The 25,548-nt window shown below is 62.5% G+C and carries 27 protein-coding genes; 17 read left to right on the top strand and 10 right to left on the bottom strand.

All coding sequences use genetic code 11. The features are described from left to right. Positions 1–64 precede the first annotated feature (64 nt). The 3 genes from NKH13_RS04415 (at position 65) to sufA (ending at position 2,195) form a co-directional block, all read left to right on the top strand. Positions 65–1,306 (top strand): cysteine desulfurase, encoded by a 1,242-nt coding sequence (locus NKH13_RS04415; RefSeq protein WP_352714722.1) that lies wholly within the window; start codon positions 65–67, stop codon positions 1,304–1,306. A 5-nt stretch (positions 1,307–1,311) separates the two neighbouring features. Further along, on the top strand, positions 1,312–1,704 hold the full coding sequence (locus NKH13_RS04410; RefSeq protein ID WP_352714720.1) for an SUF system Fe-S cluster assembly protein: 393 nt from the start codon (positions 1,312–1,314) through the stop codon (positions 1,702–1,704). Between the two features lie 110 nt (positions 1,705–1,814). Next, on the top strand, positions 1,815–2,195 hold the full coding sequence (gene sufA, locus NKH13_RS04405; RefSeq protein WP_006206001.1) for a Fe-S cluster assembly scaffold SufA: 381 nt from the start codon (positions 1,815–1,817) through the stop codon (positions 2,193–2,195). Between the two features lie 235 nt (positions 2,196–2,430). Here the strand turns inward: sufA and NKH13_RS04400 are convergent, their stop codons facing one another. Next, a complete protein-coding gene (locus tag NKH13_RS04400) occupies positions 2,431–2,928 on the bottom strand; it encodes a GFA family protein (protein WP_352714718.1) in 498 nt (165 codons plus the stop codon). Positions 2,929–3,018: 90 nt separating this feature from the next. On the opposite strand from NKH13_RS04400, the gene NKH13_RS04395 reads away from it, so the two are divergent. Next, entirely contained in the window at positions 3,019–3,342 is a 324-nt protein-coding gene (locus NKH13_RS04395) for a TfoX/Sxy family protein (protein WP_352714717.1), read from the top strand. A 34-nt stretch (positions 3,343–3,376) separates the two neighbouring features. Here NKH13_RS04395 and NKH13_RS04390 read toward each other — a convergent pair whose 3' ends face one another. Beyond that, positions 3,377–4,309 (bottom strand): PfkB family carbohydrate kinase, encoded by a 933-nt coding sequence (locus NKH13_RS04390; protein ID WP_352714716.1) that lies wholly within the window; start codon positions 4,307–4,309, stop codon positions 3,377–3,379. 278 nt (positions 4,310–4,587) lie between these two features. On the opposite strand from NKH13_RS04390, the gene recA reads away from it, so the two are divergent. From recA to NKH13_RS04375, 3 genes are all read left to right on the top strand, one after another. Next, positions 4,588–5,685 (top strand): recombinase RecA, encoded by a 1,098-nt coding sequence (gene recA / locus NKH13_RS04385; RefSeq protein ID WP_023717366.1) that lies wholly within the window; start codon positions 4,588–4,590, stop codon positions 5,683–5,685. Positions 5,686–5,944: 259 nt separating this feature from the next. Next, complete coding sequence (gene alaS, locus NKH13_RS04380; RefSeq protein ID WP_352715217.1) at positions 5,945–8,611, top strand: alanine--tRNA ligase; 2,667 nt, start codon at positions 5,945–5,947, stop codon at positions 8,609–8,611. Between the two features lie 64 nt (positions 8,612–8,675). Beyond that, positions 8,676–9,470 carry a PhzF family phenazine biosynthesis protein gene (locus tag NKH13_RS04375; protein ID WP_352714714.1) on the top strand — a complete coding sequence of 265 codons (795 nt, stop codon included), beginning with the start codon at positions 8,676–8,678 and terminating at the stop codon, positions 9,468–9,470. A gap of 278 nt (positions 9,471–9,748) precedes the next feature. Here the strand turns inward: NKH13_RS04375 and NKH13_RS04370 are convergent, their stop codons facing one another. Beyond that, complete coding sequence (locus NKH13_RS04370; protein ID WP_352910833.1) at positions 9,749–10,375, bottom strand: glutathione S-transferase family protein; 627 nt, start codon at positions 10,373–10,375, stop codon at positions 9,749–9,751. 9 nt (positions 10,376–10,384) lie between these two features. Beyond that, complete coding sequence (locus NKH13_RS04365) at positions 10,385–11,596, bottom strand: NADP-dependent isocitrate dehydrogenase (RefSeq protein ID WP_096445278.1); 1,212 nt, start codon at positions 11,594–11,596, stop codon at positions 10,385–10,387. A gap of 206 nt (positions 11,597–11,802) precedes the next feature. Between NKH13_RS04365 and NKH13_RS04360 the strand changes: the two genes are divergently transcribed. From NKH13_RS04360 to NKH13_RS04345, 4 genes are all read left to right on the top strand, one after another. Then, on the top strand, positions 11,803–12,669 hold the full coding sequence (locus tag NKH13_RS04360) for an RNA methyltransferase (protein WP_352714712.1): 867 nt from the start codon (positions 11,803–11,805) through the stop codon (positions 12,667–12,669). A gap of 79 nt (positions 12,670–12,748) precedes the next feature. After that, positions 12,749–13,393 carry a DUF805 domain-containing protein gene (locus NKH13_RS04355; protein ID WP_352714711.1) on the top strand — a complete coding sequence of 215 codons (645 nt, stop codon included), beginning with the start codon at positions 12,749–12,751 and terminating at the stop codon, positions 13,391–13,393. 156 nt (positions 13,394–13,549) lie between these two features. Beyond that, the gene (gene murI, locus NKH13_RS04350) at positions 13,550–14,362 is read left to right on the top strand and encodes a glutamate racemase (RefSeq protein ID WP_352910830.1); all 813 of its coding nucleotides are present in this window, start codon (positions 13,550–13,552) and stop codon (positions 14,360–14,362) included. A 76-nt stretch (positions 14,363–14,438) separates the two neighbouring features. Beyond that, a complete protein-coding gene (locus NKH13_RS04345; protein ID WP_023674705.1) occupies positions 14,439–14,627 on the top strand; it encodes a DUF3008 family protein in 189 nt (62 codons plus the stop codon). A 91-nt stretch (positions 14,628–14,718) separates the two neighbouring features. Here the strand turns inward: NKH13_RS04345 and NKH13_RS04340 are convergent, their stop codons facing one another. Continuing rightward, entirely contained in the window at positions 14,719–14,931 is a 213-nt protein-coding gene (locus NKH13_RS04340; protein ID WP_352714707.1) for a hypothetical protein, read from the bottom strand. Between the two features lie 380 nt (positions 14,932–15,311). Between NKH13_RS04340 and rpsD the strand changes: the two genes are divergently transcribed. The 4 genes from rpsD (at position 15,312) to NKH13_RS35595 (ending at position 18,245) form a co-directional block, all read left to right on the top strand. Beyond that, positions 15,312–15,929: a 30S ribosomal protein S4 gene (gene rpsD, locus NKH13_RS04335; protein ID WP_023717376.1), complete on the top strand. Its 618-nt coding sequence runs from the start codon at positions 15,312–15,314 to the stop codon at positions 15,927–15,929. Positions 15,930–16,083: 154 nt separating this feature from the next. Further along, the gene (gene ttcA, locus NKH13_RS04330; protein ID WP_352714705.1) at positions 16,084–16,971 is read left to right on the top strand and encodes a tRNA 2-thiocytidine(32) synthetase TtcA; all 888 of its coding nucleotides are present in this window, start codon (positions 16,084–16,086) and stop codon (positions 16,969–16,971) included. Beyond that, positions 16,961–17,788 carry an inositol monophosphatase family protein gene (locus NKH13_RS04325; protein ID WP_352714704.1) on the top strand — a complete coding sequence of 276 codons (828 nt, stop codon included), beginning with the start codon at positions 16,961–16,963 and terminating at the stop codon, positions 17,786–17,788. The genes ttcA and NKH13_RS04325 overlap by 11 nt, the downstream gene beginning before the upstream one ends. Beyond that, complete coding sequence (locus NKH13_RS35595; RefSeq protein ID WP_502909110.1) at positions 17,673–18,245, top strand: UCP034077 family protein; 573 nt, start codon at positions 17,673–17,675, stop codon at positions 18,243–18,245. The genes NKH13_RS04325 and NKH13_RS35595 overlap by 116 nt, the downstream gene beginning before the upstream one ends. Positions 18,246–18,264: 19 nt before the next feature. On the opposite strand, the gene NKH13_RS04315 is transcribed toward NKH13_RS35595, so the two are convergent. Next, positions 18,265–19,464: a multidrug effflux MFS transporter gene (locus NKH13_RS04315; RefSeq protein WP_502908380.1), complete on the bottom strand. Its 1,200-nt coding sequence runs from the start codon at positions 19,462–19,464 to the stop codon at positions 18,265–18,267. Between the two features lie 207 nt (positions 19,465–19,671). Next, positions 19,672–20,007: a Grx4 family monothiol glutaredoxin gene (gene grxD / locus NKH13_RS04310; protein ID WP_023674712.1), complete on the bottom strand. Its 336-nt coding sequence runs from the start codon at positions 20,005–20,007 to the stop codon at positions 19,672–19,674. 162 nt (positions 20,008–20,169) lie between these two features. On the opposite strand from grxD, the gene NKH13_RS04305 reads away from it, so the two are divergent. Continuing rightward, complete coding sequence (locus NKH13_RS04305) at positions 20,170–20,976, top strand: phosphodiester glycosidase family protein (RefSeq protein WP_352714698.1); 807 nt, start codon at positions 20,170–20,172, stop codon at positions 20,974–20,976. A 12-nt stretch (positions 20,977–20,988) separates the two neighbouring features. Here NKH13_RS04305 and NKH13_RS04300 read toward each other — a convergent pair whose 3' ends face one another. The 3 genes from NKH13_RS04300 to NKH13_RS04290 all read right to left on the bottom strand — a co-directional run bounded on the left by NKH13_RS04300 (position 20,989) and on the right by NKH13_RS04290 (position 25,108). Beyond that, positions 20,989–21,222, bottom strand: a complete 234-nt coding sequence (locus tag NKH13_RS04300; RefSeq protein WP_023798252.1) for a BolA/IbaG family iron-sulfur metabolism protein — start codon at positions 21,220–21,222, stop codon at positions 20,989–20,991. Between the two features lie 86 nt (positions 21,223–21,308). Further along, positions 21,309–23,546, bottom strand: coding sequence for a phosphoribosylformylglycinamidine synthase subunit PurL (gene purL, locus NKH13_RS04295; RefSeq protein ID WP_352715214.1), 2,238 nt, complete (start codon positions 23,544–23,546; stop codon positions 21,309–21,311). A 149-nt stretch (positions 23,547–23,695) separates the two neighbouring features. Beyond that, on the bottom strand, positions 23,696–25,108 hold the full coding sequence (locus NKH13_RS04290; RefSeq protein WP_352714696.1) for an aminotransferase-like domain-containing protein: 1,413 nt from the start codon (positions 25,106–25,108) through the stop codon (positions 23,696–23,698). Between the two features lie 27 nt (positions 25,109–25,135). Here NKH13_RS04290 and NKH13_RS04285 point away from each other — a divergent pair, with 27 nt between their 5' ends. Beyond that, a complete protein-coding gene (locus NKH13_RS04285) occupies positions 25,136–25,453 on the top strand; it encodes a DUF1127 domain-containing protein (protein WP_502909109.1) in 318 nt (105 codons plus the stop codon). The last annotated feature ends 95 nt before the right edge of the window (positions 25,454–25,548 follow it).

The following is a 25,548-nucleotide window of genomic DNA, read 5'->3' as shown; positions in this document are numbered from 1 at the left end:
GAGCGAAGTTCGGTCGGATGAGGGGTGCTGGACGGAATGAGGCGGTGCCTCGAGAGAGCTTGTAATGGACCAGAAAGTCGAAAACATCCCCTATGACGTCGAGGCGATCCGCCGCGACTTCCCGATCCTGTCGCGGCAAGTCTACGGAAAACCTCTCGTCTATCTCGACAATGGCGCCTCGGCGCAGAAGCCGCAGGCCGTGCTCGACGCTATCCAGCACGCCTATTCCCAGGAATATGCCAACGTCCATCGCGGCCTGCATTTCCTGTCGAATGCCGCGACCGACGCTTATGAGAACGCGCGGAAGATAGTGCAGAGATTTCTCAACGCGCCAAGCACCGACAACATCGTCTTCACCTCGAACACCACGGCGGCGATCAACACGGTCGCCTATGGTTTCGGCATGCCGAACATCGGCGAGGGCGATGAAATTGTCCTGTCGATCATGGAGCATCATTCCAACATCGTGCCGTGGCATTTCATCCGCGAACGGCAGGGCGCGAAACTGGTCTGGGTGCCGGTCGACGATCTCGGCGTCTTCCACATCGAGGAATTCGAGAAGCGGCTGACCGACCGCACCAGGCTGGTCGCCATCACCCATATGTCGAATGCGCTGGGCACGGTGACGCCGATCAAGGAGATCGTGCGCATTGCGCACGCGCGCGGCATTCCGGTGCTGGTCGACGGCAGCCAGAGCGCCGTGCATATGCCGATCGACGTGCAGGATCTCGACTGCGATTTCTTCGTCTTCACAGGCCACAAGGTTTATGGCCCGTCGGGCATCGGTGTGCTCTACGGCAAGAAGGATATTCTGGAGCGCATGCGCCCGTTCATGGGCGGCGGCGAGATGATCGAGGAGGTGACGCAAGACATCGTCACCTACAACGATCCGCCGCACCGTTTCGAGGCCGGCACGCCGCCGATCGTCCAGGCGATCGGGCTTGGTGCTGCGCTGGAATACATGGAAAAGATCGGCCGCGAGCGCATCGCCGCGCATGAGGCCGATCTGAAGGATTATGCGCATCAAAAACTGCGCGCCATCAATTCGCTGCGCATCTTCGGCGATGCGCCGGGCAAGGGCGCCATCATCTCGTTCGAGCTGCAGGGCATCCACGCCCATGACGTGTCGATGGTCATCGACCGGCAGGGCGTGGCGGTCCGCGCCGGCACGCATTGCGCCCAGCCGCTGTTGAAACGCTTCGGCGTAACATCCACATGCAGGGCGTCGTTCGGCATGTATAATACCAGGGCCGAAGTCGATGCTTTGGCCGATGCGCTGGAAAAGGCGCGAAAGTTCTTCGGGTGACGATCATGGACGATGCCAGCCACACCGCCGAGACCGCTTCGGAAACGATGAGCAATGCGGCGGTTTCCGGATCAACGATTCCCGCCGATGAACTGGCGCGGCTGACCGATGACATCGTCTCGGCGCTGAAGACGGTCTATGACCCCGAAATCCCGGCCGACATCTATGAGCTCGGCCTCGTGTACAAGATCGACATCGAGGACGACCGCTCGGTCAAGATCGACATGACGCTGACCGCGCCGGGCTGCCCGGTGGCCGGCGAAATGCCCGGCTGGGTCGAAAACGCCGTCGGCGCCGTCGAGGGCGTCTCCGGCGTCGAGGTCAACATGACCTTCGACCCGCCCTGGTCGCCCGACCGCATGTCGGAAGAGGCGCAGGTGGCGGTTGGGTGGTACTAGCATCCGACCAGCCAGAGGCTGGCGCACTTGCGCCGGGTACAAAACTTCACCATTTTAGGTGAGGAATCATTCGGCAGGCCTTGAACCTGCGCGCAATGGAGAAGGAAAAAATGGGACGCTTCGCCGTCATCACGATGACCGAAAAGGCCGCCGACCGGGTGCGCGAGATCGTCGCGACCCGTGAGAATGCGCATGGCATTCGCCTTGGTATCAAGAAGGGCGGCTGCGCCGGCATGGAATATACGGTCGATCTGGTGACCGAACCCAACACCAAGGACGACCATATCGAGCGTGATGGCGCCCACGTCTATGTCGCACCTGAGGCGGCACTTTTCCTGTTCGGCACCGAGATGGACTTCGAGCAGACGACGTTGCGCACCGGCTTCACCTTCCGCAACCCGAACCAGAGCTCGGCCTGCGGCTGCGGCGAATCGGTCGAGCTGAAGCCGGCTGATCTGAAGGCACTGGCCGAAGCACGCGCTTCGGCCTGAGGCTTTTCCTTCGCCGTTCCCGGCGGCAATCGCATACGGGGAGCCCCCTCATCCGGCCCTTCGGGCCACCTTCTCCCCGATGGGGAGAAGAGGCTGGCGCCAGCGCTGGCGACTTCCTCTCCCCTCGGCGAGAGGTCGGATTGCCCCGAATTGCCCTTCGCAATTCGGTTGGCAATCCGGGTGAGGGGGCGCTTGCCCATATGCGATAGCTCTGCCGCAAACGGGGAGAAGAACGCTAATCCACCCACATCCCCGTTCGCTTGTGCCAGTCGGCGATCGATTCCTCCGGGTAGACATCGAAAACCTTGTCGCCCTCGCCGATGTCGGGCTCGACCCAGTTCGCCTTGTATTTCAGCATCAGATGCACCTTCTCCGGCGGCTTTGGCAGGTCGGTGTCGATCGCCGAGGCGAAGGGATGCACCAGCTCCGGCCAGGTTGGATCGTAGAGCCAGAGTGCCGTCCCGCATTTCGTGCAGAAGTTCCGCTCGCCCGTCGAGGTTTCGCGTTGCGGGTGCTCGTCGTCCTCGATCTCGGCGCGGTAGACGCCGAGATGGCGCTTGCCCTGGATTTTCAGCGTCTCGTAATCGGCGCCGAGATTGATGGCAAAACCGCCGCCGCCCTGCTGCTTGCGGCAGATCGAGCAGTAGCACAGCATGAACGGCACCGGCGTGTGGCTTTCCACCTCGAAACGCACGGCATTGCACCGGCAGGACCCCTTGAGCAGAAGCGGCATGAAAAACTCCGACGAAATTGATTCTGAACTTGTCAGGATGGTGCCGGTTGCGTCGATGACAAGGGGAAATCCGGGTGACATGATCGCCGCATGGACAACGAGCGCATAGAAGAGCTTTTCGAAGGCGTCGGCCCGGTCAGCATCCGCAAGCTGTTCGGCGGCAAGGGCATCTATTTCGACGGCGTCATTGTCGCCATCGTCATCCGTGGCGAATTGATGCTGAAGGCCGACGCCGAAAGCGCCCCGGATTTCGAAGCGGCCGGCTGCCGGCAATGGACTTATACCGGCTCGCGCCACGGCAAGCTCGTGTCGATGCCCTATTGGAGCGTTCCCGACAGCGCATTCGACGATCCCGACGAGATGGCGATCTGGGCGCGCCGCGCCTACGAGGCAGGACGGCGCGCCGGCAAATAGGCTGCGCCATGCTTCGGCAATTCTGGGCCGCATTTCACGCCAGGTCCCGCGCCTCGGGCACGAGCGCCAGCGCTTCGGCAAAGCCAGCGCTGGTGAAGGCGGCGCTCTCGACGACGAGCATCGCGGCGGCAACGCCTTCACGTAGTGCTACGCGCAGCGTCAGGCCGCGCAGCAGGGCGGCGATCGTCGCGCCGGCCAATGCGTCGCCGGCGCCGGCCGCATCGGTCCGCTTTTGTAACGGCGGTGGCGAGATCGAGAACGCGCCCAATTGGTCGAAACCGAGCACCGGTCCGTCGCCGGCAGTGACCACGCCGCTCTTCAGGCCGGCGCGTCTCAGGCCGTCGACGATACCTTGATCGCCAGCATCGATGTCGGCGCCGGCGAGCACGCCGGCCTCGTGCCGGTTCATGAACGCCATCGCCAGAAGATCAAGCACCGGCGTCAGCCGCGCCGCTTTGCTGGGCGAGACTGCAAGCGCAAACACCGGCTTGCCGGCGGCGAGTGCCGCCAGCCGCTCCAGCGCGGTCGACGGCAGGTTGGCATCGCACAGCACCGCGTCGGCCGAACCGATGGCGTCACGCACCTTGGCGCGGCGGATCTGCTTGGGAAGCGCCAGTTCGTAGAGCACCATATCGGCAAGGCCGGCGATCAGCCGGCCGTCGCTATCGATCAGGATCGTATGGCTTGGCGTTGCCCGGTCGAGGAACACCGCCGACAGGTCGACAATGCCGGCCTCGGTGACGGCGCGTAAAACCGTGTCGCCAAGGGCATCGCCGCCGCGCACCGATAGCAACGAGGCCGAGACGCCGCGCCGCATCGCCCAGCGCAAGGCGTTGAAGACGGCGCCACCAACATGCTCGTGCATCGTGCCGGGGTTCAAGGCGGCTGGCACGAAGGCGCCGGCAACCCGGCCGCGCCGCTCGATATAGGCGCCGCCCACGGCCAGGATCGTCGGGGATTTCATCATGCCGGCAAAATGCCCTTAGCTGTTGCCCGGGAGGAGACTAGGTCGCCGGGCGGAACCCTGCAATCGCGGGTCCGATTCGGATGGTGACGGCAACGGCGCAGCATGCGAGGCGGGATATATCCGGAAGCAAAATTGCGAAACAAAAATAGAACAAATATGGATATCCATTATTTTTCAAGCCCTTGGTGCTCATTGACAAATGAGAACAAATGAGGTACATTCTTTTAAGGGATTGCGGGATTGTCCGGCCTCCATTGACGACCACGGGGTGATGTATCATGGCTCAGAATTCTTTGCGGCTTGTAGAGGACAAAGCGGTGGACAAATCAAAGGCTCTGGATGCGGCGCTGTCGCAAATCGAGCGTGCCTTCGGCAAGGGCTCGATCATGCGGCTCGGCGCGAACGAGCAGGTTGTCGAGATCGAAACGGTGCCGACCGGCTCGCTTGGGCTGGATATCGCGCTTGGCGTCGGCGGCCTGCCGCGCGGCCGCATCGTCGAGATCTACGGGCCGGAAAGCTCGGGCAAGACGACGCTGGCGCTGCACACAGTGGCCGAAGCCCAGAAGAAGGGCGGCATCTGCGCCTTCGTCGATGCCGAGCATGCGCTCGACCCGGTCTATGCCCGCAAGCTCGGCGTCGATCTTGAAAACCTGCTGATCTCGCAGCCCGATACCGGCGAGCAGGCGCTGGAGATCTGCGACACGCTGGTGCGCTCCGGCGCCATCGACGTGCTGGTGGTCGATTCGGTGGCGGCGCTGACGCCGCGGGCGGAAATCGAAGGCGAGATGGGCGATTCGCTGCCCGGCCTGCAGGCCCGCCTGATGAGCCAGGCGCTGCGCAAGCTCACCGCCTCGATCTCGCGCTCCAACACCATGGTCATCTTCATCAACCAGATCCGCATGAAGATCGGCGTCATGTTCGGGTCGCCCGAGACGACGACCGGCGGCAATGCGCTGAAATTCTATGCTTCGGTCCGCCTCGACATCCGGCGCATCGGCTCGGTCAAGGATCGCGACGAGGTCGTCGGCAACCAGACCCGCGTCAAGGTCGTCAAGAACAAGCTGGCGCCGCCCTTCAAGGTGGTCGAGTTCGACATCATGTATGGCGAGGGCGTCTCCAAGACCGGCGAGCTGGTCGATCTCGGCGTCAAGGCGGGCGTGGTCGAAAAGTCGGGCGCCTGGTTCTCCTACAATTCGCAGCGTCTCGGCCAGGGCCGCGAAAACGCAAAACTGTTCCTGCGCGACAATCCCGACACGGCGCGCGAGATCGAGCTGGCGCTGAGGCAGAATGCCGGGCTGATCGCTGAGAAATTCCTTGAAAACGGCGGCTCCGAAAGCAGCGACGACGGTTTCGAGGACGACGCCGGGGCGATGTAGGGCAAGCGACGCCTCGCGGAGCGTCAGCCAGGTTTCGATTTGATGTTTTGATTTTGAGTTTGCGTAATCGATGCGTTTCGAACCGCCGGCCCCGTGCCGGCGGTTCGCGTTTGACGGCGAGTCAGACGCATTTCAAAGCGCTGGTGAAAGCCGGGATTTGAGCCCATTTGGTGTTTCTGGACAGGCTGCGGTGCGACCGCTAAAAGGCCATGTCTATTTTCCGCCGGCAGCCGGCGGTTCTCTCGAAAAGGCAGTATTCATGAGTGGCGTCAACGAGATCCGGTCGGCATTTCTCGACTATTTTCGCAAGGAAGGTCACGAGGTCGTCGCGTCGAGCCCACTGGTGCCGCGCAATGACCCGACGCTGATGTTCACCAATGCCGGCATGGTGCAGTTCAAGAACGTTTTCACCGGTCTGGAGAAGCGGCCCTATTCGCGCGCCACGACTGCCCAGAAGAGTGTTCGCGCCGGCGGCAAGCACAACGACCTCGACAATGTCGGCTACACTGCGCGCCACCTGACCTTCTTCGAGATGCTCGGCAACTTCTCCTTCGGCGACTATTTCAAGGAGCGGGCCATAGAGCTTGCCTGGAACCTGATCACCAGGGAGTTCGGCCTGAAGAAGGACAAACTGCTGGTCACAGTCTACCACACCGACGACGAGGCGGCCTCGTATTGGAAGAAGATCGCCGGCTTTTCCGACGATCGCATCATCCGCATCGCGACTTCGGACAATTTCTGGGCAATGGGCGACACCGGACCTTGCGGGCCGTGTTCGGAGATATTCATCGACCGTGGCGAGCATATCTGGGGCGGCCCTCCCGGCAGCCCCGAGGAGGATGGCGACCGTTTCCTCGAATTCTGGAACCTGGTGTTCATGCAGTATGAACAGGTGACGAAGGACGAGCGCGTCGACCTGCCGCGTCCGTCGATCGACACAGGCATGGGCCTCGAGCGCATGGCCTCCATCCTGCAAGGGGTTGAAAGCGTCTTCGAAACCGACCTGTTCCGCCACCTGATCGACGCTGCGTCGTCGGCGCTTGGCAAAGGTCCGGATGCGGACACCGTCGCATCGTTCCGCGTCATCGCCGACCATTTGCGTTCGTCCTGCTTCCTGGTGGCCGACGGCGTGCTGCCATCCAACGAAGGCCGCGGCTACGTGCTTCGTCGCATCATGCGCCGCGCCATGCGCCATGCGCAGTTGCTCGGCGCCCGCGATCCGCTGATGTGGCGCGTGGTGCCGGCGCTGGTCCGCGAGATGGGCCAAGCCTACCCGGAACTGGTGCGCGGCGAACAGATGATCACCGAGACGCTGAAGCTTGAGGAAACCCGTTTCCGCAAGACGCTGGTGCGCGGCTTGGGCTTGCTTTCGGAGGCGACGGAAAGGCTGGCCTCCGGCGACATGCTGGATGGCGAGACAGCGTTCAAGCTCTACGACACCTACGGCTTTCCGCTCGATCTGACGCAGGACGCGCTGCGCCAGCGCAACATCTCGGTCAACCTTGCCGGCTTCACCGAGGCAATGGAGCGGCAGAAGGCGGAGGCGCGCAAAAGCTGGGCTGGTTCCGGTGAAGCCGCAACCGAGACGGTGTGGTTCGCGGTGCGCGACAAGACCGGCGCCACCGAATTCCTGGGTTATGAGACCGAGCAGGCGGAAGGCCTCATCCAGGCGCTGGTCAGGGACGGCAAGACCGTCGACAGCGCCGGCAAAGGTGACGCCGTTGCCGTGGTTGTCAACCAGACGCCGTTCTATGGCGAATCCGGTGGCCAGATGGGCGATACCGGCGTCATTTCAGGCGACGGGTTCTCGATCGAGATATCCGATACCCAAAAGAAGGCCGATGGGCTTTTCGTCCATCTCGGCAAGGTGGCCAACGGCACCGTCAAGACGGGCGCGACCGTCGAGCTGAAGGTAGACCACGCGCGCCGCTCCGGGCTGCGCGCGAACCATTCCGCCACGCATCTGATCCATGAGGCGCTGCGCGAGGTGCTGGGTACCCATGTCGCGCAGAAGGGCTCGCTGGTCGCGCCCGAGCGTCTGCGCTTCGACATCTCCCACAACAAACCGATCTCGCCGGACGAGCTCGAAGAGGTCGAGCGCATGGCAAACGAGATCGTCGTTCAGAACGGGCCAGTGACCACGCGGCTGATGTCCGTCGACGACGCCATCGCCGAAGGCGCCATGGCGCTGTTTGGCGAGAAATATGGCGATGAAGTGCGCGTCGTTTCGATGGGCACGGGCTTGCATGGCGCCAAGGCCAACCGGCCTTATTCGGTCGAACTATGCGGCGGCACCCATGTCAGGGCGACCGGCGATATCGGTCTGGTGCGCATCGTGTCCGACAGTGCGGTCGCTGCCGGCGTGCGCCGCATCGAGGCGTTGACCGGCGAAGCCGCCAGAAAGCATCTCGACGAACAGGACAAGCGGCTGAAGGCAGCCGCTGCCGCGCTGAAGATTTCGCCGGCCGATGTGCCGGCCCGCGTCGAGGCGCTGCTCGACGAGCGCAAGAAGCTCGAAAAGGAGCTGACCGAGGCGCGCAAGAAGCTGGCGCTCGGCGATCGCTCGCCTGCCGGTGTGCCTGCGGAAAACGAAACCATTGCCGGTGTCGGTTTTCTCGGCAAGGCGGTATCGGGCATCTCGCCAAAGGATTTGAAGCCGCTGGCCGATGCCGGCAAGAAGTCGCTCGGCTCCGGCGTCGTCGTCTTTGTCGGCGCCGGCGAGGACAACAAGGCGAGCGTCGTCGTCGCCGTCACCGATGATCTGACCGGCCGCTTCAGCGCCATCGATCTGGTGCGCGTCGCGTCCGCGGCATTGGGCGGGCAGGGCGGCGGCGGGCGACCCGATATGGCTCAGGCCGGCGGCCCGGACGGCTCGAAGGCCGAAGACGCGATCGCTGCGGTGAAAGCGGCTCTCGAAGCGGCGTGAACCTGCACCGGGGGCGGCACGGCCTAAATGGCGCGCCGCCCAGCGGATATCTTTGAGGGCCGATATGCCGACGCTGACGATGTATCAGGTCGATGCCTTTGCCGAACGGGCCTTCCAGGGCAACCCTGCCGCCGTTCTCCTTCTGGAGGAGTGGCTGTCGGAGGAGGTAATGCAGGCCATTGCCAACGAAAACAATCTTGCTGAAACGGCGTTCGTGCGGCCGAATGGCAAAGGTTGGGATTTGCGCTGGTTCACGCCGGTCCATGAAGTCGACTTTTGCGGCCATGCCACTCTTGCGGCCGCCCATGTGCTGACTACGGAATACAATGGTCAGGGCGAAATGGCCTTCGCCACCCGGGTGGGCGAACTGCGGGTTTCCCGGCGGGAAGAGACCTATCAGCTCGATCTGCCGTGTTTTCCGCCGCAGCCCATCGAGGAAGAGCTGAACTCGGCGTTGCAAGCGATATTGCCTCAGCGGCCGGTTGCGAGCTTCCGCAATTTCGAGAACCTGTTTGTCGAGCTTGCCGACGAGACAACCGTGCGATCTTTTGTTCCCGATCTGCTCAGGATCGGAACCTTTCATCCTCTCGGCCTGGTCATTACCGCGGCTGGGCGAGCCCACGATTTCGTCTCGCGTTATTTCGTGCCCTGGGCGGGCATTCCCGAGGATCCGGTAACCGGCTCCATTCATGCGACGCTGGTGCCTTATTGGTCTGAAAAACTCGCCAAGACGCGTCTGTCGGCATTCCAATGCTCGCAGCGCGGCGGGCATTTGCAATGCGAACTGGCCGGAGATCGCGTGCTGATCACAGGCCGTGCGAAGACCTTCATGAAGGCGGAGATTTACCTTCCCGAATGAGCGGTATTTCGCAGTGGGTCGCCTTCGGCGAAGCTGTCGATCTCCCCCCTTGCGGGGGAGATGCCCGGCAGGGCAGAGGGGGGTGCTGTCCCTCCGACTTGCCAGCCCAATCGGAGCCATGTTCTCAGGCCGTTCCCAGTTGGAAAGGATCAGTCGAAGGTTGGCGATCCTTCACACCCCCCTCTGTCCTGCCGGACGTCTCCCCGCAAGGGGGGAGATTGGATGTCACTTCGGCTTTCGCTAATCACCAGAGGGCCTGTTGCCGAACGCTTGTCTCCTCATTCTGCCTTTTCGGTCTTCGCAAAACTCTCGCGTCCGGCGATGCGCGCATACCAATCCCGAATATCGGCAAACTCGGCCAGCAGTTTTCGCCCCTCGGCCACCTTGACGAAATAGCCGATGATTGGCGCGGCGTGCAGGTCGGCCAGCGTCAGGTCCGTCCCCAACAGCCAAAGCCCTTCGGCTTTCAGCGAAGACAGCGCCTGCAATGCCGTTCTCGCCTGCCTCAACCCGTTGGCGATCACGGCTTCGTCGGGCGGCGTTTTTTCCAGCCGCTCGACGGCGACATCCCAGACCATGGCCTTGTAGGCGTAGGCGTCGAGCATGCCGGTGATCTGGTTCATGCGTGCTCGAGGCCGGGCTTCGACCGGCTGCAGCGCCGGGCCGTCAAAGGCTTCGTCGACATAACGGGCAATCGCGCCGGTCTCGTAGAGGCGAAAGCCATCATGCTCGAAGGCCGGGATGCGGCCGAACGGCTGGTGCTCGAAGTACCAGCCGGGAATGCCGTCCGCGGCAAAGATGTCGACGGGCACCAGCTCGTAGCCGACGCCCTTTTCCTCGAGCACCAGCCGCACGATGCGCACATAGACGCTGTAGTCCGCACCGTAGACGACGGGCTTGCCCATGTCGCAGGCTCAGGCCATCGCCTTCTGCAAATTCTCGTCGATCTTGTCGAGGAAGCCGGTGGTCGAAAGCCAGGGCTGGTCGGGGCCGATCAGCAGCGACAGGTCCTTGGTCATGAAGCCGGACTCGACCGTCTGGATGCAGACCTTTTCCAGGGTCTCGGCAAAGCGCTTCAGTTCGGCATTGTCGTCGAGCTTGGCGCGGTGCGCGAGGCCGCGCGTCCAGGCGAAGATCGAGGCGATCGAATTGGTCGAGGTCTCCTCGCCCTTCTGGTGCTGCCGATAGTGGCGGGTGACGGTGCCGTGCGCGGCTTCCGCCTCGACGGTCTTGCCGTCCGGCGTCATAAGCACCGAGGTCATCAGGCCGAGCGAGCCGAAGCCTTGCGCCACCGTGTCGGACTGCACGTCGCCGTCATAATTCTTGCAAGCCCAGACATATCCACCCGACCATTTCAGGCTGGAGGCCACCATGTCGTCGATCAGCCGGTGCTCGTACCAGAGCTTCTTCGCTTTGAATTCTGCTTCGAACTCCGCCTCGTAGACCTCCTGGAAGATGTCCTTGAAGCGGCCGTCATAGGCCTTGAGGATCGTGTTCTTGGTCGAGAGGTAGACGGGGTAATTACGCAGCAGGCCGTAGTTCAGCGAGGCGCGGGCGAATTCGCGGATCGACTCGTCGAGATTGTACATGGCCATGGCGACGCCGGCGCCGGGTGCGTCGAACACATCGTGCTCGATCACCTGGCCATCCTCGCCGACGAATTTGATCGTCAGCTTGCCCTTGCCGGGAAAGCGGAAGTCGGTGGCGCGGTACTGGTCGCCGAAGGCGTGGCGGCCGACGATGATCGGCTTGGTCCAGCCGGGCACCAGCCGCGGCACGTTCTTCATGATGATCGGCTCGCGAAAGATGGTGCCGCCGAGGATGTTGCGGATGGTGCCGTTCGGCGACTTCCACATCTTCTTCAGCTTGAATTCCTCGACGCGCTGCTCGTCGGGCGTGATCGTCGCGCATTTCACGCCGACGCCGTATTTCTTGATGGCGTTGGCCGAATCGATGGTCACCTGGTCGTTGGTGGCGTCGCGGTGCTCGATGCCGAGGTCGTAATATTCGAGCTTGAGGTCGAGATAAGGGTGGATCAGCTTGTCCTTGATGAACTGCCAGATGATGCGGGTCATCTCGTCGCCGTCGAGTTCGACGACCGGGTTCGCCACCTTGATCTTCGCCATGGAAAGAATGCCTCGCTTTTGGGGAACGGAACGGCCTTGCCCGCACGGCTGCCGGCCCTGGGATGCGGCCCGTATATCAAAGGCTTTTTGGCCGCGCAAACGGCGAACCGCTCCGCAGGGACTGCATTCCTTGCGAAAGCTTCATTTTCGCCGCCGAATGTGGCAGGGGACTGCGAAATGCCGCAAACAGCAGTTCGTTGACAATCATGACCGCCACCCAGGATCCCGACAACCCTCTTGCCTCCGGAACTCCTGCGTCCGGACCGGCGATCATCCTGGTCGAGCCGCAGCTCGGCGAGAATATCGGCATGGTTGCACGCGCCATGGCCAATTTCGGCCTTGCCGAGCTGCGGCTCGTCAATCCGCGCGACGGCTGGCCGAGCGAGAAGGCGCGTGCCGCCGCAAGCCGCGCCGACCACGTCATCGATGCCGTCGTGGTGTTCGATGACCTCGCCTCGGCAGTCGGCGATTTGAACTTCGTCTTCGCCACCACGGCGCGCGCGCGCGACAATTTCAAGCCGGTGCGCGGTCCGGTCGAGGCGGGCAGGACGCTGCGGGCGCGGCAGCGGGCCGGCCAGCGCACCGGCATCCTGTTCGGCCGCGAGCGCTTCGGCCTCTATAATGACGAGGTCGGCCTCGCCGACGAGATCGTCACCTTCCCAGTCGATCCAGCCTTCTCCTCGCTCAACATCGCCCAGGCGGCCCTGCTGATGTCCTATGAATGGATGAAGTCCGGCCTGGAAGACGAGACCAGGACCAACTTCTCCGGCCCCGAAATGCTGCCGGCTGCCAAGGAAGAATTGCACGGCCTGTTTGCGTATCTGGAAGGTGCACTGGAGGCGCGCGGCTATTTCCGCCCGGCAGCGAAGAAGCCGAAGATGGTCGACAATTTGCGCGCCGTGCTGACCCGCCCCGGCTTTGCCGAGCCGGAGCTCAAGGTGCTGCGCGGAATAATATCATCGCTGGACAGGTTCTCGCCGGCCATGCCGCGCGGCGACGGATCGCCCGGCGACGATCCAAGGCGGCTTCCGGCAGCGGCGGCACGCGCCGGCAAGGCGAAAGACAAAGACTAGGCTTGCGAATGCAGCTGTCTTACCAGTAACCGAATTTTATTTGGTTTGATCCATGGTTTTCAAAACGATGGATCCTCGGATGTTTAGCTCGGATATCGGTCGTCTTCGCTTTTTCTTCTATTCCGTGGCTCTGCTGGTTGCGGAAATCGTGACCTTTGTGCTGTGCGTCGTGCTGACCATCGGCATCGAGGGTTTGGCCAATTCGAAGCCGGGACCTTCCAGGGAAGGGCTGGCCGCGGCCGTTCTCGTTACCTCGCTGGTGATCGTTCTGTTCCGCGCGAATTTCGCCTGGCGTCGAAGCCGCGACGCGCAAGGGTCGGGTTGGATCCTTTGGTCGTATATCGTGTTCTCGACCCTGTTTGCGATTCTGCAGGCCGGCACTGTTCTTGTCGTAAAATTCGACGGCGAAGATTCGCATTCCAGCCTTAACCTGCTGGGACTCGCTCTCGTCGGGCTGTGGGCCGTCATCTTGGCGGCCAAGCCGGCGGGCGGTGGCTCTTCGGATATGGCGTCATCCCTGAGTTTCGACGATTTCGACCCGCCCGGGCCGCTGCGCGGTACCGCGGCGCCCCATTCAGGGTCAGCCGCCGGCGTGACGGCCCTGGCTCCGCCCTACGCCATGCGCGCCGCACCGGTGCCGTCGAACCGCCCTGCATCTCAACCTGCATCTCCGGCAACCGGCCGGCCGCGGGCCGGCGGCTTCGGCAAGCGGGGCCTTGTGTAACCGGCTCGCCGCATCAAGGCCACGATGGTTCCACATAGAAGCGGCCGGGATAATGCATCATTGGCCGAAGCAAAATGCATGGGCCGGCCTTCTCTCGTGATCTCGTTTGTGATTCCCAGTCCTTAGTGATTCCCAGCCCCTAGTGACTCAATGACAATGACCAATCCATCGAGCGCCCGTCCGATCCTGATGTTCGATTCCGGCATTGGCGGCCTCACCGTGCTGCGTGAGGCGCGCGTCCTGATGCCTGACCGCCGCTTCATCTATGTCGCCGACGACGCGGCGTTCCCCTTCGGCGCCTGGGAGGAGCCGGCGCTGAGAACACATATCCTGGAGTTGTTCGCCAGGCTGCTCGACCGGTTTTCGCCGGCCATTTCGGTCATCGCCTGTAACACCGCCTCGACACTGGTCATCGATGCCTTGCGCGAGAGGTTTCCCGGCCACCCTTTCGTCGGCACCGTGCCGGCCATCAAGCCGGCGGCGGAACGCACGCGCTCAGGCCTGGTTTCGGTGCTGGCGACGCCCGGCACCGTCAAGCGCCAGTACACGCGCGATCTGATCAGCAAATGGGCGCAGAAATGCCATGTCCGCCTGGTCGGCAGCGACAGGCTGGCTGGATTGGCCGAAGCCTATATGCGCGATGGTTTTGTCGACGAGGAGGCCGTGCGCGCCGAGATCGCGCCGTGCTTCGTCGAGCATGACGGGCTACGCACCGACATCGTCGTGCTTGCCTGCACTCATTATCCTTTTTTGGCCAACCGCATGCGCAAGACAGCACCTTGGCCGGTCGACTGGCTCGACCCGGCCGAGGCGATCGCACGCCGGGCGCTGTCGCTGCTTGCCGATACCGAGGCTGGCTATCGCAGAGAGGCACTGCCGGAAGGCGCCGACCTTGCATTCTTCACCTCGAACAGCGCCGATTTTCCGACGCGCCGGCTGATGCAGGGATTTGGCCTGGCCATATCCTGACCGCAGGCAATTGTCGCTTTGGGAACATCGCACCAGACAATGCGTTTTCCTCTCATCGGAAACGGGAGAAACCATCATGCCAGCCACCTCAAAAGCCCAGCAGAAAGCGGCCGGCGCGGCATTGTCAGCCAAGCGCGGCGAGACCAAGAAGGGCGCGCTCAAAGGCGCGTCGAAGGGAATGTATAAATCCATGAGCGAAAAACAGCTCGAGGAATTCGCCGAGACCAAGCGCAAGGGCCTGCCGGAAAAGAAGTCGAAACACTGATCGACTGACCATTCTGGCGGCGGATGCCGGTCAATAAAAGGCCCGCGGCTGAGCCGCGGGCCATGAAGTCTCAACGGGCGAGGGCGAAAAATTACCAGTTCCAGCCCCAGCCGCAGCGCCGCACTTTGTAACGGATGACCTTGCGATAACCGTGGCGCCACACCACCTTCTTCTTGACAACGATGCGGCAGACCTGGTGATGTCTGTGCCCATGCCAATGCCGGGCCTGCGCCGGCTCGGGCGCGACCGCCATCGTGCCGGCCATCACCGCGGCTCCTACCAACGTAAGGAAGAACTTCTTCATGCGAATTCCAGCTCCTCTGACTTCAGTCCCTTCCTGATGCCGCTGGCGCAACCTGCCGCCACATCCGGCACGTTCTACAACCATAACACTATCCGGTTCGGCGATTCGCGCCAGCCGGAAGCTTGACAGCGGTTAAATCTCCGTTTAACCAGCCCACCAACACCGGGCCGCAATGCCCGGTGGTTTTCTTTATGTGTGCAAGACGTTTGGGAAGCCGGTTTTACTTTCCTTGTGTCTTGTTTCAAATGACGTGTCCCGTGGGTTTTCCGTCGCGTTGCGTGGAAAACCCTGTCAGGTCTCGAAAACGGAGGCCAGAGGAGGGCGCGTTTCCTTCACCCGGACCATGAGGTTCCGGGTGTGTTGTTTTGAAAGGGAATGCGATGAGCAAGCGCGAATCCGCGAAGTACAAGATCGACCGCCGTCTTGGCGAAAACATCTGGGGCCGCCCGAAGTCCCCGGTCAACAAGCGTGAATACGGCCCCGGCCAGCATGGCCAGCGCCGCAAGGGCAAGCTTTCCGATTTCGGCCTACAGCTGCGCGCCAAGCAGAAGCTGAAGGGCCACTATGGCGACGTTTCGGAGAAGCAGTTCCGCAAGGTCTATGAAGAGGCGGACCGCCGCAAGGGCGACACCTCGGAGAACCTGATCGGCCTGCTCGAATCGCGTCTCGACGCGGTCGTCTATCGCGCCAAGTTCGTGCCGACGATCTTTGCGGCGCGCCAGTTCGTCAATCACGGCCACGTCAACGTCAACGGCAAGCGCGTCAACATCGGCTCGTACCGCTGCAAGCCGGGCGACGTCATCGAAGTGCGCGAGAAATCGAAGCAGCTGGTCATCGTGCTGGAATCGGTGGGCCTGGCCGAGCGCGATGTGCCCGATTACATCGAGGCCGACCACAACAAGATGACCGCGGCCTTCACGCGCATCCCCGGCCTGGCGGACGTTCCGTTTGCCGTGCAGATGGAACCTAACCTGGTCGTCGAATTCTATTCGCGCTGATCGGCGCGTTTCGTCGCGATACAACCGAAGGCCGCCCGTCCAGGCGGCCTTTTCTTTTTTCGTTCCTTTTCGGCGGCGTGATTCCGAAATCGATTTCGATTTTCGGTCCGATGCGCTACTGCGGGCGGCAACAGGACTTTAGGGCCGACGCGCCGTGAACATGCAGCCAGACGCCGAAACGCTTGAACCGGTCGCCGATGCCAAAGGCGGCTTTCATCCGCTGTTTGCCGATGTGCCGTCCTCCGTCGAGTTCAACAAGCTGCGCAAACGGCTGTTGCGGCTTGCACGCCAGGCGATCGACGATTTCTCCATGGTGAGGCCCGGCGACCGTTGGCTGGTCGCTCTGTCGGGCGGCAAGGATTCCTACGGCTTGCTTGCCGTGCTGCTTGATCTCAAATGGCGCGGGCTGCTGCCGGTCGAGCTGTTGGCCTGCAATCTCGACCAGGGCCAGCCGAACTTTCCCAAGCACATATTGCCCGACTATCTCGACAGCCATGCCATTCCGCATCGCATCGAATATCAGGACACCTATTCGGTGGTCACCGACAAGCTGCCCGAAGGCAGCACCTATTGCTCGCTGTGCTCGCGGCTGCGGCGCGGCCATCTCTATCGCATTGCCCGCGAGGAGGGCTGCTCGGCGCTGGTGCTCGGCCACCACCGCGAGGACATACTGGAAACCTTCTTCATGAACCTATTCCATGGCGGGCGCCTCGCCGCCATGCCGCCGAAGCTGCTCAACGACGAAGGCGATGTCATGGTGCTGCGGCCGCTCGCCTATTGCGCGGAAGCCGATCTCGAGAAATTCGCCGGCGCCATGAAGTTCCCGATCATTCCGTGCGATCTGTGCGGTAGCCAGGAAGGCCTGCAGCGCAACGTCATGAAGGCGATGCTCGACGACATCGAGAAACGCATGCCCGGCCGCAAGGATACGATGATCCGCGCCATGAGCAATGTGCGGCGCTCGCATCTGCTCGACAGGACGCTGTTCGATTTCGCCGCCCTCAACGAAACCCTCACCACCAGGCGTCCCGATGACATTTGACGATAGCGCGATCGACTGGCTTGCCGACCTTCTGTCGGACGCCGCCGTCGCCGAGATCATGCCGCGCTTTCGCCGGTTGAGTGAGGGCGACGTCCGTCGCAAGACCTCGGCCGCCGATCTTGTGACCGAGGCCGACGTGAATGCCGAACGGCTCATCACCGCCAGGCTGCGCCAGCGTTATCCCCACGCAATGATTGTCGGCGAGGAGGCCTGCTCCGACGACCCGACGCTGCTCGACGGTCTTGGCGATGCTGAACTCGCCTTCGTCATCGACCCGGTCGACGGCACCTTCAACTTCGCCTCCGGCGTGCCGCTGTTCGGCGTCATGCTTGGCGTCGTGGTCAAGGGCGAGACGGTCGCCGGCATCATCCACGATCCGGTCGGCAAGGACTGGCTGATCGGCGTTCGCGGCGCCGGCAGCCATATCCGCCATGCCCATGGCAATCTGGAAAAGGTTCATGTCGCCAAACCCGCGCCGATGTCGGAAATGACCGGTGCGGTCTCTTGGCACTATGTGCCCGAGCCGGACCGCTCACGTTTGGCGCGCAACCAGACCAAGTCGCTATCGCAGTTCAACTATCGCTGCGCCGCCCACGAATACCGCCTGCTGGCCAGCGGCCACGGCCATTTCGTCGTCTACAACAAGCTGATGCCCTGGGACCACCTGGCCGGCGTGCTGATCCATGCGGAGGCCGGCGGCCATGCCGCGCGCTTCGACGGCAGCGCCTATCTGCCATCGCATGTCGGAGGTGGCCTGCTGGTCGCGCCGGACCGGGAAAGCTGGCGAGAGCTGCGCCGCGAGCTCTGGGCGGAATAACTATTCACTGCCAAAGTTGTCCAATCTTGTGCGAAACCGGAGACCTCGAATGAAACCTCGGTCCGCAATTGTTGCAACGGCCTTTGCCCTTGCCTTGGTTGCCGGTGTCAATGAAGCAAGATCTGGGGAACGCGCATGTCGCAGTCCCGACCCCGTCGACACCATAGACGAGATGTTCTCCGCGATCGTCGCCTGTTGGAAGCCGCCGCCCGGAACCGCGGGCATGACCCTGACGCTGCAGTTCTCAATTCGCCGAAACGGCACGCTTATTGGCAAGCCGCGCGCCACTTACTCCCATCTAGGGGACGATGGCTCGCTCAACCGGGCCTTCGTGGCTTCCGTCCTCGAGGCGCTCGACAAGGCTCTTCCATTGCCCGTTTCGGACAGCATGGGTGGAGCAATCGCAGGACGTACGCTGTTCCCTCGCTTCACCGCGGTCAGTGAGGGTGCATCCTAGGCGCGCCCGGCAATGTGCATTAAACCGGCGGGTTATGCGGCTGGAATAGTCTGCCGCGCTCGGCCAGGAGGATCATAAGCAGCGCCGCCACCGACACGCTGCAGAACCCGGCGGCCAGCGGCGTCACCGTGCCGTTGAAGGCTTGGCCGATCAGCGTGCCGAGGATGCCGCCAAGAAATGTCTGCATGAACCCGAGGATCGACGATGCAGTGCCGGCCAGGTGACCCAGCGGCTCCATGGCGAGCGCGTTGAAGTTCGCGCCGAGCGCGCCGAACGGGACCATGGCGCAGGCAAAGAAGGTAATGAAGAGCCAGAGCGGCATCTTCATTTCGATGGAAACGACCAGCCAGGCAAAGCTGATGGCCAGAAACAGCAGCAGCGCGCTTTGCGACAGACGGCGCATGCCGATGCGGCCGACGAGACGCGCGTTGAGGTAGTTCGAAAAAGCAAGCACGCCGGCAACCCCCGCGAAGATGACCGGGAACATCTCGCCGACATCGAACACGCTGACATAGATCTGCTGGGCCGAGGCGATGAAGCCGAACATGGCGCCGAAGATGAAGGTGCTGGCGAAGGCGTAGCAGAGCGCGATGCGGTTGGTGAGAACGATGCGGAAGCCGCCGATGATGGAGGACAGCGTCAGCGGCCGGCGATATTCGGGGTGTAGCGTCTCGGGCAGGCGCAGCAGCGACCAGGCGGACACGATCAGTGCGCCGGCTGCCATGGTGACGAAGATCACGTGCCAGGTCGCAAACAGCATGATGAACTGGCCGATACCGGGCGCCACCACCGGGATGGCCATGAACACCATGAAGATCAAGGACATGACTTCGGCCATACGCCTTCCGTCGAACGTATCGCGCACGATCGAGACGGCAATGACGCGCGTCGCCGCCGCGCCGATGCCTTGCACCGCCCGGCATAGCAGAAGCGTGGCGAATGACGGGGCGATTGCCGCACCGCCGGCCGCCACGACGTAGATCACCAGCCCTGCGACAAGAGGCGCGCGGCGCCCGAAGCGGTCCGAGATCGGCCCGAAGAACAGCTGTCCGCCGCCAAAGCCAAGGATATAGGCGGTGACCACATATTGCCGGTGGTTTTCATTTGCGACGCCAAGCGAGGCGCCGATCTGCTGCAGTGCCGGCAGCATGATATCGATGGCCAGCGAATTGAGCGCCATCAGCGCCGCGCACAGCGCAATGAATTCCCAGCGCGGAATAGGCAAGGTGCTTGCCTTTTGCTGCGCTTGTGCTTGCTGATCCACGGCCAGTCCGATCCTCAAACGAAAATGCGCCGGCTGACCGACGCATCCATTCGTTGATTGCCCCGACATCGGGCAGAACTTTTTGCCAAGGTGGGGCTGCCCCGGCGCTTAGCGCATGACCCCCGAAAATCGCAGTCGGAAGCTCATACGCAGAAACAGAAGTCAGGCGGCGCCTTTGACGCTGACGCCCTTTTCGACGAGGAAGGTCTGCAATTCGCCCGCCTGGAACATCTCGCGGATGATGTCGCAGCCGCCGACGAATTCGCCCTTGACGTAGAGCTGCGGGATGGTCGGCCAGTTGGAATAGTCCTTGATACCTTGCCGCAGTTCGGCCGACGTCAGCACGTCGACCCCCTTATAGTCGGCGCCGATGTAGTCGAGGATCTGCACGACCTGGCCGGAAAATCCGCATTGCGGAAAGCCGGGCGTGCCCTTCATGAAGAGAACGACGTCGTTGCCCTTCACTTCATTGTCAATGTAGTCGTTGATGCCGCTCATGGAATACCCTTTCATGCCTGTGGGAGTCAGGCTCGAACATTACCCTTCAAATAAACCCATGGGTTGCGCGAAACAAGATGTTTGCCGCCTTGCCATGCAAATGGCGCAAAGGAACGTCTGATCTTGGGCCAAGCCGTTGGCCACCATCTTTCCCGAGGCGTGATGAAAAGACGATATCTCGCCGGGTTCCTCCTCGCCGTTCTGCTCGCCGCACTGGCCTTGATTTGGTGGGCCAGGTCGCCGAGACAGCCACCGCTTGTCGTCGGCGGTGAATTGCCGGCGCCGTGCCGCGACGCGAGCTTCGAGGCGGTCGCCTATGTCGTCTGCGAAATCGATCTGCGCCGCTATGACGTCGGTGTGTTCCACACAGGCCTCGACGGCAAGGCTTTCGGCTCGCTGGACAAATTCGACAAGGCGATGGCGGATCAGGGCCGCCCGGTGCTGCTCGCCATGAACGCCGGCATGTATCACCAAGACCTGACCCCAGTCGGCCTTCTCGTCGAAGACGGCCGGGAGAAGGCGCCGATCAACGTCGCCGGCAGCGAAGGCAATTTCTTCCTGAAACCGAATGGCGTGTTCCTGGTCCGCAAGGACGGCAAGGCGGCTGTCATGGAGACAAGCGCCTATGCCGCCGCCAGGCCGGACGTGATGTTCGCCACGCAATCCGGCCCGATGCTGGTGATCGACGACCGGCTTCATCCTCGCTTCGAGCAGAACGGCACATCGCGCTATATCCGCAATGCCGTCGGTATGCGTGACGAAAACACCGTCGTGCTGGCGATCTCGCGCTCTGAAGTCAGCCTCGGCAGCTTCGCACGGCTGTTTCGCGATGGGCTCGACTGCCCCAACGCGCTTTTCCTCGACGGGGTCGTTTCGGCGCTGTCGAACGGCGAGAGGATGATTGTTGGTGGAAACTATCCTGCCGGGCCGATCATTGCCGTGACCGGTAAGAAGATCGCGAGTCGGTAACTGCAAGAGAGCTCACTCAGGCACGCTGGTCTGCAGGGCAAGCGCGTGCAGCACGCCGCCCATATTGCCCTTCAGCGCGTCATAGACCATCTGGTGCTGCTGGACGCGGCTTTTGCCGCGAAAGCTTTCGGCCACCACCTCGGCCGCATAATGGTCGCCGTCGCCGGCCAGGTCGCGAATCGTCACCTTGGCGTCCGGAATGCCTTCCTTGATCAGCCGTTCGATATCATGGGCGTCCATTGCCATGTGAGGATTCCTTGTTCAGGTCGTGATCTCATAGATATGGTCGAAATGGCGGATGAACCACAGCGAAAGGGCCCCGCTCGATCACATCACGGGTCCACGACCTCATTTGCCATGAAGCGAGGGAACCAGGATTCGTGGGCGGCGGTCAATTCGCCGACCGGTATCGCACGTGCCTCGCCCAGCTTCAATTCGCTGCCGCCTGTCGAGCCGATCCACGGTGCAAAAATGCCGAGCTTGCTTTGCTGTTCGCGAATGGCGTCCCAAGCCTCGCTCTGCGGGTCGATCGACAGCGTCAGCAGATAGCGGCCCTGATCCTCGCCGAACCAGACCGGGACCGGATCTGTACCGATCAGGCCGGGGATGGTCGCGCCGATGCCGGAGGCCATCGCCATCTCGGCCAGCGCCACCGCGATGCCGCCATCGGAAACGTCATGCGCCGCGGTAACGACACCGGAGCCGATCAGCGCCCGCACATGGTCGCCGACCCGCTTCTCGTGGTCGAGATCGACCGGCGGCGGCGGGCCGTCGGCGCGGCCATGGATGTCGCGCATATAGACCGATTGGCCAAGATGCGTGCCCCACATCGTCGGCGCGCCGACCAGCACGATCATCTGGCCTTCGGCGGCAAAGCCGATGCGCACCATTTTCGACCAGTCGGCAATCAGCCCGACGCCGCCGATGGTTGGCGTCGGCAGGATGCCTTGTCCGTTGGTCTCATTGTAGAGCGAGACGTTGCCGGAGACGATCGGGAAGCCGAGCGCCCTGCAGGCATCGCCAATACCTTTCACCGCGCCGACCAACTGACCCATGATCTCCGGCCGTTCCGGATTGCCGAAATTTAGGTTGTCGGTGGCCGCGAGCGGCAGTGCGCCAGTGGCTGTCAGATTGCGCCAGCATTCCGCAACCGCCTGCTTGCCGCCCTCGTAGGGGTCGGCTTCGCAATAGCGCGGCGTCACGTCGGAGGAGAAGGCGAGCGCCTTGGTCGGGTGGCCGTCGACGCGCACGACACCGGCGTCGCCGCCGGGAAGCTGCAGCGAATTGCCCTGGATCAGCGTATCGTACTGCTCCCACACCCAGCGGCGCGAGGAAAGGTCCGGTCCGCCCAGCAGCTTGAGCAGTGCGTCGGCCACATCGGCTTGCGGTGTATCGCCAGCCAATGGCGCCGGCTTGTTCGGCTCGACCCAGGGACGGTCATATTCCGGCGCCTGGTCGCCGAGATCCTTGATCGGCAGGTTGGCGACCTCGTCGCCCTGGTGCAGCACGCGGAAGCGCAGATCGTCGGTGGTCTTGCCGACGATGGCAAAGTCGAGGCCCCATTTGTGGAAAATCGCCTCGGCCTGCTTTTCCTTTTCGGGGCGCAGCACCATCAGCATGCGCTCCTGGCTCTCCGAAAGCATCATCTCATAGGCGCTCATGCGCTCTTCACGCACCGGCACCTTGTCGAGATCGAGCTCGATGCCGAGGTCGCCTTTGGCGCCCATTTCGACTGCCGAACAGGTGAGGCCGGCGGCACCCATGTCCTGGATGGCGATAACTGCGCCGGACGCCATCAGTTCGAGGCAGGCTTCGAGCAGGCATTTTTCGGTGAACGGATCGCCAACCTGCACGGTGGGCCGCTTCTCGTCGATTTTGTCGTCGAACTCAGCCGAGGCCATGGTGGCGCCGCCGACACCATCGCGCCCCGTCTTGGCGCCGAGATAGACGACCGGAAGGCCGACGCCCTTGGCCTCGGACAGAAAGATTGCGTCCGTCTTCGCGAGGCCCGCGGCAAACGCATTGACCAGGATATTGCCATTGTAGCGGCCGTCGAAATTGACCTCGCCGCCGACCGTCGGCACGCCGAAGGAATTGCCATAGCCACCGACGCCGGAAACGACGCCGGCAACGAGGTGCCTGGTTTTGGGATGGTCCGGCGCACCGAAGCGCAGCGCGTTCATCGCCGCGATCGGCCGCGCGCCCATGGTGAAGACATCGCGCAGGATGCCGCCGACGCCGGTCGCCGCTCCCTGATAAGGCTCGATGTAGGAGGGATGGTTATGGCTCTCCATCTTGAAGACGACGCAGTCGCCATCGCCGATGTCGACCACGCCGGCATTCTCGCCCGGGCCCTGGATGACTTGCGGCCCGGTGGTCGGCAGCGTGCGCAGCCATTTCTTCGAGGATTTATAGGAACAATGCTCGTTCCACATGGCGGAAAAAATACCGAGTTCGGTAAAGCTCGGCTCGCGCCCGACCAGGTCGAGGATGCGCTGGTACTCGTCGGGCTTCAGCCCGTGCGCTGCAATGAGTTCCGGAGTGATCGGCACGGAATTGGAAATGGTCATGATCGGCAATTTGTGTCCTTGGGATCGAGTCCCGTCTTATCGCAAGCTTTGCAGCCGATACACCCCGTCGGATGACTAAAACGACGGAAAGCAACAGCTTGCCGCAAGTAGCGGAAGATCGCCACTCGACCCGCCGGTTTCAAGCCGGTTCAGGAAAAGCTGTCGTAGCCGGCGCGGCCTTCGTCCAGAAGCCGCCGGATCACCGCGACGCCGTGCGCAATATCGTCCCGCTGTCGCGGCTGCGAGATGCCAAACCGCACGCCGTGAAAGGCCTGTTCGGAACGCCCGGCCTTGAACTCGTCCTCGTCGTCGATGAGCACGCCATGTTCGAGGCAAGCCTGTTTGAAAGTGCCGGAAAGCCATGGGTCGGGCAAAGTGAGCCAGACGAACGGCACATTGTCCAGCGCCTTGAAGTCGAAGCCGTCGAGTGTCTCGCGCACGATCGCGATGCGCGCACCGATCTCGGCAATGCTGCGCTTGCGCATCTCGGCGGCCTGACCGGACAGCACCAGCCGGCAGCCCACCTCCGCCAGCAGAAAGGGCAAGCCGCCCGTCATCATCTTGTGGGCAACCCGGATGCGGTGACGATAGGCCGGCGGGCAAGCGAGCCAACCGCCGCGAACACCCGCCGCAACCGATTTCGACAGGCCGCCGGCAACGATGGTCCGTTCGGGAGCATATTCGGCCATTAAAGGCGTTGGGTCGTCGGTCAATCCGCCATAGAGGTCGTCCTCGATCAGGACGACGTTATATTGACGGGCGACACGCGCGATTGCCTCGCGGCGCGATGCCGACAGCGTTATCAGCGTTGGGTTCTTGGCCGTCGGCATCAAAAACATCATCTTCGGATGCTTTTGTGCGCAGACGCGCTCGAAATCCTGGGGATCGATGCCCCCGTCGTCAGCCGCCACCAATGCGGTCCGGCGACCGATCAGGCCGGCGCTGCGGGAAATCTGTGAATAGGTGAGGTGCTCGAAGACGACATAGTCGCCGGGGGCGGTGAGCCCCGCAATGGTTGCCATCACCGCGGCGTGGGTGCCGAGCGTGGGAACGATTGCATCTGCGGCCGGGCGAAAGGAATTGCGCGACAGCCAGCGCCTGCCGGCTTCGAACCAGCGGTCCGGGAAATCACGAGTATAGCTTGAAATCTCATGCGGATGGTCTTGCGCCGTGCGTGTCAACACGTCGGCGACGATGGCACCCTGGCCGACATCCGGTGCGGCCGTGCTATCGAAGCGCAGCTTGTCGCCGGGCGCATCCATATAGCGCGTGCCTTGTTCGACCGGCCCCAGGAACTCCGGCTTTGCGCTCTCCGACTGTTGAGCGAGAACATAGGTTCCGCGGCCGACCTCGCCGCTCACCAATCCCCGCTCGCGCAGCAATTGATAGGCCCTGCCGACGGTGCCGACGGTCGTGCCGATGTCGTATGCCAGATCACGCTGCGGCGGCAGCTTTGCCCCTGCACCGATCAGGCCGCGGTCGATGTCCGTCTCGATGGAATCGGCAAGCCGCTGATAGAGCGGGCCAGTACCGACGGTAAGATCTGGAAGCCAAGTTGTCATGGTGACAATTTTTTACATTGCACCGACATGGGAGTCAATACATATCAGATCGGCGGCGAGACGGGTACAATCCGAAGTTTTGGCAGAAAGAAAATGGCTACAATTGAGACAATCCGCTCCGTTACGGCTGAATTGCAGATGCAGGTGGCACCTCCGTTAGGCCGGCCAACCTATGTTAGTCGGCTGGTGCGTACGCTCGGATCCTTCGCGAGGTGGCTCGGCAGGCTAATGGATCGTCGGCGCAGCCGGCTGGTCCTGCTCGAGATGACCGACGACCAGCTCAAGGACATCGGCATTACGCGTTGCGATGCCCATCGTGAAGGCCTCAGGCCGTTCTGGGACTGAAAGTCCTTGGACGAGGTCGTCATTCGGCGTTGAGAGCTACGGTTCATCACGGCTGAGATGCGATCGTCCTCTCGCCTTCAGGTCTCGCTAGACGC

This window comes from Mesorhizobium sp. M1348 (genome assembly GCF_040317925.1).
Taxonomy (GTDB): domain Bacteria; phylum Pseudomonadota; class Alphaproteobacteria; order Rhizobiales; family Rhizobiaceae; genus Mesorhizobium.
This window is presented reverse-complemented; position numbering and strand designations above follow the sequence as displayed.

Excerpts from the sequence above, each read along its gene's own strand:
- NKH13_RS04415 (WP_352714722.1), top strand. The coding sequence starts at position 65 with ATGGACCAGAAAGTCGAAAACATCCCCTATGACGTCGAGGCGATCCGC.
- NKH13_RS04410 (WP_352714720.1), top strand. The coding sequence starts at position 1,312 with ATGGACGATGCCAGCCACACCGCCGAGACCGCTTCGGAAACGATGAGC.
- sufA (WP_006206001.1), top strand. The coding sequence starts at position 1,815 with ATGGGACGCTTCGCCGTCATCACGATGACCGAAAAGGCCGCCGACCGG.
- NKH13_RS04400 (WP_352714718.1), bottom strand. The coding sequence starts at position 2,928 with ATGCCGCTTCTGCTCAAGGGGTCCTGCCGGTGCAATGCCGTGCGTTTC.
- NKH13_RS04395 (WP_352714717.1), top strand. The coding sequence starts at position 3,019 with ATGGACAACGAGCGCATAGAAGAGCTTTTCGAAGGCGTCGGCCCGGTC.
- NKH13_RS04390 (WP_352714716.1), bottom strand. The coding sequence starts at position 4,309 with ATGATGAAATCCCCGACGATCCTGGCCGTGGGCGGCGCCTATATCGAG.
- recA (WP_023717366.1), top strand. The coding sequence starts at position 4,588 with ATGGCTCAGAATTCTTTGCGGCTTGTAGAGGACAAAGCGGTGGACAAA.
- alaS (WP_352715217.1), top strand. The coding sequence starts at position 5,945 with ATGAGTGGCGTCAACGAGATCCGGTCGGCATTTCTCGACTATTTTCGC.
- NKH13_RS04375 (WP_352714714.1), top strand. The coding sequence starts at position 8,676 with ATGCCGACGCTGACGATGTATCAGGTCGATGCCTTTGCCGAACGGGCC.
- NKH13_RS04370 (WP_352910833.1), bottom strand. The coding sequence starts at position 10,375 with ATGGGCAAGCCCGTCGTCTACGGTGCGGACTACAGCGTCTATGTGCGC.
- NKH13_RS04365 (WP_096445278.1), bottom strand. The coding sequence starts at position 11,596 with ATGGCGAAGATCAAGGTGGCGAACCCGGTCGTCGAACTCGACGGCGAC.
- NKH13_RS04360 (WP_352714712.1), top strand. The coding sequence starts at position 11,803 with ATGACCGCCACCCAGGATCCCGACAACCCTCTTGCCTCCGGAACTCCT.
- NKH13_RS04355 (WP_352714711.1), top strand. The coding sequence starts at position 12,749 with ATGTTTAGCTCGGATATCGGTCGTCTTCGCTTTTTCTTCTATTCCGTG.
- murI (WP_352910830.1), top strand. The coding sequence starts at position 13,550 with ATGACCAATCCATCGAGCGCCCGTCCGATCCTGATGTTCGATTCCGGC.
- NKH13_RS04345 (WP_023674705.1), top strand. The coding sequence starts at position 14,439 with ATGCCAGCCACCTCAAAAGCCCAGCAGAAAGCGGCCGGCGCGGCATTG.
- NKH13_RS04340 (WP_352714707.1), bottom strand. The coding sequence starts at position 14,931 with ATGAAGAAGTTCTTCCTTACGTTGGTAGGAGCCGCGGTGATGGCCGGC.
- rpsD (WP_023717376.1), top strand. The coding sequence starts at position 15,312 with ATGAGCAAGCGCGAATCCGCGAAGTACAAGATCGACCGCCGTCTTGGC.
- NKH13_RS04325 (WP_352714704.1), top strand. The coding sequence starts at position 16,961 with ATGACATTTGACGATAGCGCGATCGACTGGCTTGCCGACCTTCTGTCG.
- NKH13_RS35595 (WP_502909110.1), top strand. The coding sequence starts at position 17,673 with ATGCCGCGCGCTTCGACGGCAGCGCCTATCTGCCATCGCATGTCGGAG.
- grxD (WP_023674712.1), bottom strand. The coding sequence starts at position 20,007 with ATGAGCGGCATCAACGACTACATTGACAATGAAGTGAAGGGCAACGAC.
- NKH13_RS04305 (WP_352714698.1), top strand. The coding sequence starts at position 20,170 with ATGAAAAGACGATATCTCGCCGGGTTCCTCCTCGCCGTTCTGCTCGCC.
- NKH13_RS04300 (WP_023798252.1), bottom strand. The coding sequence starts at position 21,222 with ATGGCAATGGACGCCCATGATATCGAACGGCTGATCAAGGAAGGCATT.
- purL (WP_352715214.1), bottom strand. The coding sequence starts at position 23,546 with ATGACCATTTCCAATTCCGTGCCGATCACTCCGGAACTCATTGCAGCG.
- NKH13_RS04290 (WP_352714696.1), bottom strand. The coding sequence starts at position 25,108 with ATGACAACTTGGCTTCCAGATCTTACCGTCGGTACTGGCCCGCTCTAT.
- NKH13_RS04285 (WP_502909109.1), top strand. The coding sequence starts at position 25,136 with ATGGGAGTCAATACATATCAGATCGGCGGCGAGACGGGTACAATCCGA.